We start from the raw sequence: 7613 nt of genomic DNA on the forward strand, positions 1-7613 counted from the left end.
TTGGCGGATCAGAATTTCGTCGTCAGGCTCGCACTGATGGTCCGCCCGGGGGCCGGAACGTCGAAGGCGGATTGAACGCGCTTGTCGAACATGTTCGTCACCGCGACAGTGACATCGAGATTGCCGTTCGGAGAGGACCAGGTGATGGCTGCGTCCGTCGTCGTATAGTCGTCAAGTCTACGAATGACGGGTTGCGGATCGCCGTTCACGAACCTGTAGTCCTGCCCCCCGACACGGTGGCCGACGAAGTTCTGAGCGATGGTAGTGGTGACACGCGAGGAATGGACATATTTCAAACCGACCTGCGCGACGTAGTCCGGGACGAGCGGCACGTCGTTTCCGGCCCAGAAGCCTCTCGTGTCGTCGCTTTCGTTCAATGCCAATGAGGCGAACGTGCCGAAGCCGTTGCCAAGCCAATAGTTAGCGCCAAAATTCAGACGGTCGATCGTTCCGGCTTTCGTCTGCACGCCGAGGACCATATCGTCATAGGACGCCGCCAATCGGCGGAACTCCTGGTGCTGGTATTCCGCCGTGGTGAAGAAGCGGTCGCTCCATTCGGCATCCCATCGCGCCGCCGCCGTGCGGGTCTGGCCTCCAGTGAACAGCGGCAGTTCCATCGGCGACAGGCCGACAGTGGAAATCGGTGACAGCGTGTAGATCGACAAAAAGCTCGTGTCCTGCCGGTAGTAGGCGCGCAGCCACTGTCCATCTGATGGTGACCATGCGCCGCCGAGCCTGAAATCGAGCGGACCCCATTTGGCCGAACTGCCGTTGACCTGAACCCAGTGGACGCCGCCCTGGAATTGCAGGTCGCGGGTGACATCCCAAGTCGTATCGAAATAGGTCCGGGTTCCAAGCTGATCGGTCGACGACCAATTTTCTTCGATCATATAACCTCCGACGAGTTCCAGTACCCTTTCGTGGGATCGGCCGTCGAATTGTGAGGCCTCCAGGCCGTAGCGCAGTGTGAAAGGCCCGATGCCGTAGAGATGGCTGAAACCGCCGGAGAGGGATCTTTGGTTCGACACGACATCGTGATCCAGAAGAACCGCGTTCTCATTTGCCACCCTCGCCCAATCGCGGCTGTCCACCTCCTTCCAGACGGCAAAGGCTTGCAGCACATTGCGTTCCTCGATCGTGTGACTCCAGGCGCCGCCGAGCGTTTCGGAATTGAACCTCGAGTGATCGAACAAGGTCGGCGTCTTTGTTGGCCCGGGGAACTCCTCGTAGATCCGGGTCTTGTCGCCGAAGAGCACGACGCTGTCGCTCAACGTCGGTCGGATGCCGAGCTGAAATAGCCCACCCTCGAGGTCGTTGGCATCGTTATCTCTGGTACTTTCGGGCCGCGTTATCGCGCCCTGAATGAAATAGCTCACGGGAAGACCCGCATAGCTGGTTCCCTGTAGCGTCAGATCGACCCCCCAACCGGGCCGCCGCGCGCCGTCATCGAGCAGCGACCCGCCGAGCGCACCTTCAAAGAAGGTGCGACGCTCCAGTGAATTGCGCCGCGTCTCTCCCGCCAGAGCCAGCGGGTCCATCAACATGCCCTGCAGCTCTGAAGACGATGTGCTGGTCCCTCGGTGGAAACGCTCGAGGCCGTCGATGATAGGGCTGACAAAGGGCGTCTGCCGCCCCTGTACGGCCTCGTCGACATAGGTCGTCGCCTTGAACGGATCAGCGGAGCGGTCCGCATAATACTGTCCCCATTCGGTCATACCGAGATTGTCGAGCGACACCCCGAGATAAGACGACGCATGACGGTTTACGTCATAGCCCGTGTAATAGCCCCCGCGCAGCTGGCGCCGCCGGAGCGCCTCGCGGGCCTGGATAATGGCTTCATCCGCCTGATACTGGTCGATGGCGACGCCGGCGCGGATCAGCGACGTCGACGGATTGTTGGGGTCGAAACGGTCGGCATTATCGAGCGCCTGCATGGTTTCTTCGGGCGCGTTCTGCTGATAGGTCGCGATCGCAAGGCCGATCAGCGCATCGCCATAGGTCGGGCTGACCGCGGCGGCATCGAGCAGTGCCTTCTCGCCCTCGGCGGTCTTGCCGATCCGCAGCAGATAGCGGCCCTTGGCGGCGAGGACGGGATAAGCATTCGGGTCAAGGGAGGCGGCAATGTCGATCTGGCGCTTTGCGGCAATGATCTGGTCGTTGTCCATCAGGAAGCGGGCGTAGTTGGCGTAGATCGCCGGGTTTTCCGGATTGATTTCGACGGCCTTGCGATGCGCCTTGTCGGCTTCGACAATGGCGTTACGTTCACTCTGTACCAGGGCGATCTCGTTCCAGATCGCACTATCACCCGGCGCAATCGCAATAGCATGCTGCAGTTCGGCGAGCGCGCCATCGACGTCGCTCGACACGACGTTCCGGAACTGAGCGCTCGTCAGAAGCTGCGTGGGATCGTCGGGATCGATCGCCTTTGCCCGGGCAAGTGCTTCCCTCACCTCATCGCGCCGGTCGAGCGAAAGCGCCAGCGACGCACGGGCAGCCGGAAGGCGTGCGTCATCGGGAAAACGATTCTCCGCCGCCCTGATCACCTCGATCGCTTCCGCCTGCCCCTTCAGATAGGCCGTGGCATCCGCCTGGGCGAGGGCCGCGGTCGGGTCATCCGCATAGGCAGCCGCATTCGGCGGCGGAAAGGCACGGGTCGGCTCGGCCAGCGAGCGGGCAAACCACAGGCCATAGGCGGCGGTCGCCTTGCGGTCGCGCGGTACACCCGGCAGTGCTTCGGCGAAAAGCCCGGCGGCCTTGGCATAGTGCATTTCCTGGCCGGCCAGCATCGCCTCGACCAGCTTGGCGCGCGCCTCCAGCGAACCCTTGAGGGGCCGCTTCAGGTGGGACAGCGCTTCGCGTGCATCCTTGCGGCCGGAAATGGAGAGCGAGGTTTCGGCGAGCGACAGCCAGTCCTCGGCACTGCGAGAACCGGCATCTGCGGCCAGAATGCGGCGGCGCTCGGCGCGGGATCGGGTGCCGTCCATGCCGCTCGGCGACATCGCGCCGAACACGTCCCGGAGCTCGTTGTAGAGCAGCATCTGCTCGCGCTCTTTGAGATTGACGAGCGTGTATTTCCGCGGCGCCTGGCCGATCGTCACCGTTGCGCCCTCGCCCTGGTTGACGACGACCGAGCCTTGCGCGTTGGAAAGCTCGACGCTGCCTTCGAGCACCGTCAGCGTCGTCTGCTTGCCGCTCACCCTGAGTGTCCAGTCGGTACCGCGGATCGCCGCGGTCGCCGCCGGCGTGTCGACCTGGACCTTGCTGCCGCCGCGCGCCGCACGCGCCCAGATCGCGCCTTCGGTCAGGCCGAGAACGCTGTCGGTCACGTTGGAGATCTTCTTGACCAGCATGGTGGTGTTGCGGCCCATGCGGACCAGCGACTTGTCGGCGAAGCGGATGGTCAGGTTGCCGGTCGCATTGGTCCTGAGCGTATCGCCGGCCAGCAGGCCTTGGTTCACGTCGACGGGTTGCCAGGCGGGCACATCAACGAACTGCGCCTCTTCGCCGGTCTTGCGCGCCACGACCGTACCCTCGGCTTCGGAGACACGCGGAAAGACATCGGCGCGTGCGCCAGCAAAGCCTGATGTCAGGAATGTGGTGGCAAGGATGGCGGTGCGCAGGAGCGTGAACAACGGCCTGTGCAACGGCGCCGGCCACCGCAGGCAGCCCGCGCTTTCACCCGTCAATCGACCCCGATGCCGCAAACCCGCCCCCGAAAGCACTCTGCGTCCGCGTGCCATCATAGCAGCGACGACGTGTTCCTGATCATGTTTCATCTCTTGCGGGCCGCGGAATTTCAAGTGCCGCCATGGTTTCCCGGTGCTTTGGCTTTGCGCAAAATGGGGACTGTTGTTATCTCACTACAGAATTCTTCCCATGCGCGGCGCGTCTTGGAAGCGGACACCTTATCGAATTCGGGTCGGATGAAAGAAAAGAACGGGGCGGCATTCGAGACCGGGGCACAAGCCGCGAAGCATCGAAAGCGGCGCGCACTGCAGCTCTTTGTTGTTTCGCTTGCGACACTTCTCGCCATCGGATTGCTGTCGCAGCTGCCCGCCTGGAAATTGTTCGACCTCCGGCTCTTCGATTATATCTCGACCTTCCGCCACCAGCCTCTGCCCGACACCGCGCCTATCATCGTGGCGATCGACGAGCCGTCGCTCTCCGACATCAACATCCAGTGGCCCTGGCCACGCAGCCTGCATTCCAGGCTGGTGAGCCGATTGCGCGCAGCAGGCGCCAAGGCGATCGGGGTTGATATCATCTTCGCCGAGCCTTCCACGGAAGAAAATGATGCCGCGCTGGCCAAGGTGCTGGGACCGGATGTGGTACTGGCGGCCGACGAAACCTTGATCCAATCGCCGCAATCCGATCAGCTTGTCCGCACCGAGCCGCTCAAGCGATTCACCGATGCGGGCGCGCTGAGCGGCATTGCCTCGATCACGCTCGAGCGGGACGGGATCTTTCGGTCGATGCCCTTCTATGCCGACGGCTTTGCCGCCCGTCTGGCGCAGGCGGCTGGACTGACATACCCGCCCGCCGACGATCGCCTGATCCAGTGGCCCGGCCCGGCCCGGACCTATCCGACCGTGTCCTACTACCAGGCGCTGGATCCCGAAAACATGCTGCCGCCTGGCTTCTTCAAGGACCGCATCGTGCTCGTCGGCCTGAGCCTGCAGAATGCCGCCGATCTCAACGACAAGGTCAGCGACGCCTTCGCCACCTCCTACACCGTCCATACCGGCCAGCTGGTGTCAGGCGTCGAGATCCAGGCGGCGATCCTCGACAATCTCACGCGCAATCTCTCGATCGGCCATCCCGGGCAGGCGGCGCAACTGCCGCTGCTGCTGCTTGTGGTGCTGGCGGCGGCCATCGTCTCCTGGCAGCCGCTCAGCTGGATGAATGCGATGGCTGCGGTTTCGGCGGTGGTCGCGCTGGTGGGAATGAGTTATTTCGCACTGACCTTCGGCCGGATCTTCATCTCGCCGCTTGCGCCGGCTGCGGCCTATTTCATCACGGCAGCGGGGCAGACCGCGCTCGACTATATCGAGGAGCGGCACAATCGAAAGCAGATCATCCGCGCCTTCTCGCAATATCTCTCGCCGGCTCTGGTGCAGCGGCTGGCGCAGGATCCGTCGCAACTGCGCCTCGGCGGCGAGCGGCGGACGCTCTCGATCCTGTTCTGCGACGTGCGCGGCTTCACCACGATTTCCGAGGAGCTGCGCAACGACCCCGAACAGCTGACCTCGCTGATCAACCGCCTGCTCACCCCGCTCAGCGACACCGTGCTCAAGCACAATGGCACGATCGACAAATATATCGGCGACTGCGTCATGGCCTTCTGGAATGCGCCGCTCGACGACCCGGACCATGCCCTGCATGCTGTCTCCGCCGCCGTCGAGATGCTGGACGCCACCAAGCGGCTCAATCTCGAACTCGCCGAGGAGGCCCGCATTTTCGGCCGTCCGCCACGCGTGCTGCAGATCGGCATCGGCGTCAATACCGGCGAATGCGTCGTCGGCAATATGGGCTCGGCGCGGCGCTTCGACTATTCGGCACTCGGCGACAGCGTCAATCTCGCCTCGCGCCTCGAGGGCCAGTCGAAGAATTACGGCGCGCCGCTCCTGATCGGCGAGCAGACGGCAATGGCCGTCGCCGGCAGCCTCAATGTCGTCGAACTCGACCGTATCCGGGTCAAGGGGCGAAGCGAACTCTCGCCCGTCTTTACCGTGGTGAAGGCGCTGAGCGATAACCAACGCAGGATGCATGAGGCGTTTCTGGCGGCGAGTTACGCCGGCGCAGCGCTGCCGGAGACCGATGAACAGCCGGTGCCGGAACTTGAATCATATTATCAGCTTGTCCGCAGCAGGCAGAATGCCGTATCTGCCTGATAGGGAACCTGACGCTCGGGGGCGCGCATGGCAGAGATCAACAAAAGCTTGGCATTCTGGAAATCCTTCCCGATTTTCGAGGAATTTCCCAAGGAACTGATCGACGAGGTCACCGGCCTTGCGCAATGGCGGCGCTGGGCGGCAGGCACCGTGATCTTCCAGCGTGGCGACGAGGGCAATTACATGATCATGGTCACCGGGGGCCGGATCAAGGTGTCGCTGTTCACCACCCATGGCAAGGAACTGTCGCTCAGGCATTTCGAGGCCGGATCGCTGATCGGCGAAATGTCGGTGCTAGACGGCGAGCCGCGCTCGGCCGATGCCGCCGCCGCGATTGCCAGCGAAGGCTATGTGATCGGCAAGAAGGAATTCCGCGCCTTCATGGCGCGGCATTCGGCGGCAGCGGACGCCGTCGTCAACTTCCTTTGCAAGCGACTGCGCGAGACCAACCAGACGCTGGAGACCATCGCGCTCTACAATCTCGACGCCCGTGTCGCCCGCTTCCTGCTGGCGACGCTCCGCCAGATCCATGGCGAGGAATTGCCGGATACTGCGAGCCTCGATCTCGCGCTCAGCCAGGTGGAAGTCGGCGCCATCCTGGGCGCATCGCGGCCGCGCATCAACCGGGCGATCCTCGAACTCGAGGAAGGCGGCGCCATCAAACGGCGCGGCAACATCATCGACTGCAACATCCCCCGGCTGGTGAAATTCGCCGATCCGGATGATTGACGGAGGAAAAGTTTGGTGGAGCTAAGCGGGATCGAACCCGATACTCCTTTGCCATTGAAAACTAAAGATAAAAATGGTGCATCTAGACTTTCTCTGTAGCACGTCAACGTGTCTTGGGCAACGCCACTGAGTGCGTTCTGGTGCTTTCAGCGAAGCTAGAAAACTTATTGTGTCCCATTGAATGGCGATAGCGTCATCAGCCCTGAAGGCGGATAATGGACGTTGACTAATCAAATACCCTCCGGCGATATGATCGTCAAAGTGGTAGCTCCCAAGAATCGATAGAATGGAAGATCGCCTAGCCGACTGAAATCAACGGTCGCCGAAGATGAACAGGCGTGACTTCGCTCTCCGAAGAGGCAAGTTCGCCTCCGCACGGGCTCTCTGCCCTTTCGTTTTAATAATAGCAACCTGGCGCCCGTTCCTTGCGCTGAATCGCCGGCGTAATTACCATTGCCGTATGAGCCCGGCGCGGCAACGCACAGACTTAAATTGTTGATAATGCAATCTTATCGGGCGTTATGTTTTGTAGACAGAGCGTGCGGTTTACTACCTAAAAGATGACCTAAACTGCGCGCAAGGGTTATCCTTCGTCGCATGGATTCGTTCCCTCCCCCTGCAACTTCTACCAACCGTCATTGAGCGTGACTCTGTCGAGGGATTCCCACAAGCCGACGAATCTGAATCTGTGGCGCAAACAGGAGGTTTGTGATGGGTTCAGCGATTTCTTTGCAGTCGGATTTCGATGGGGATGGGTTGCGGCGTCTGGCTCGGCAGACACGAGATGCCGACCAGGCTCGACGTCGTCTCGCGCTCGCATCGATCTATGATGGCGGCTCGCGCGCCGATGCGGCTCGCCTCGGTAGCGTCACGGTTCAGATCGTGCGCGACTGGGTGGTGCGTTTCAACGCACGCGGTCCCGACGGGCTGATCAACGGCAAGGCTCCGGGCAAGCCGTCACTGTTGACCGAAGATCAGCGCACAGCCCTGGCA

At 61.9% G+C, this 7613-nt stretch carries 4 protein-coding genes; 3 read left to right on the forward strand and 1 reads right to left on the reverse strand.

Translation table 11 applies throughout. The annotated features are described in order from the left end of the window. Positions 1-8: 8 nt before the first annotated feature. Positions 9-3632 carry a FecR domain-containing protein gene (locus AC2YI2_RS04755; RefSeq protein ID WP_487385261.1) on the reverse strand — a complete coding sequence of 1208 codons (3624 nt, stop codon included), beginning with the start codon at positions 3630-3632 and terminating at the stop codon, positions 9-11. Between the two features lie 291 nt (positions 3633-3923). On the opposite strand from AC2YI2_RS04755, the gene AC2YI2_RS04760 reads away from it, so the two are divergent. The 3 genes from AC2YI2_RS04760 to AC2YI2_RS04770 form a co-directional block, all read left to right on the forward strand. Then, a complete protein-coding gene (locus AC2YI2_RS04760; protein ID WP_487385262.1) occupies positions 3924-5891 on the forward strand; it encodes a CHASE2 domain-containing protein in 1968 nt (655 codons plus the stop codon). A 27-nt stretch (positions 5892-5918) separates the two neighbouring features. Further along, positions 5919-6620, forward strand: a complete 702-nt coding sequence (locus AC2YI2_RS04765; protein ID WP_487385263.1) for a Crp/Fnr family transcriptional regulator — start codon at positions 5919-5921, stop codon at positions 6618-6620. A 711-nt stretch (positions 6621-7331) separates the two neighbouring features. After that, a partial coding sequence (locus AC2YI2_RS04770) for a helix-turn-helix domain-containing protein (protein ID WP_487385264.1) occupies positions 7332-7613 on the forward strand: 282 nt, incomplete at its 3' end.

The sequence above is a fragment of the Rhizobium sp. SRI_017 genome, from assembly GCF_057586295.1.

Bases quoted from the DNA above. Each gene is read 5' to 3' on its own strand.
- AC2YI2_RS04760 (WP_487385262.1), top strand. From the start codon at position 3,924: ATGAAAGAAAAGAACGGGGCGGCATTCGAGACCGGGGCACAAGCCGCG.
- AC2YI2_RS04765 (WP_487385263.1), top strand. From the start codon at position 5,919: ATGGCAGAGATCAACAAAAGCTTGGCATTCTGGAAATCCTTCCCGATT.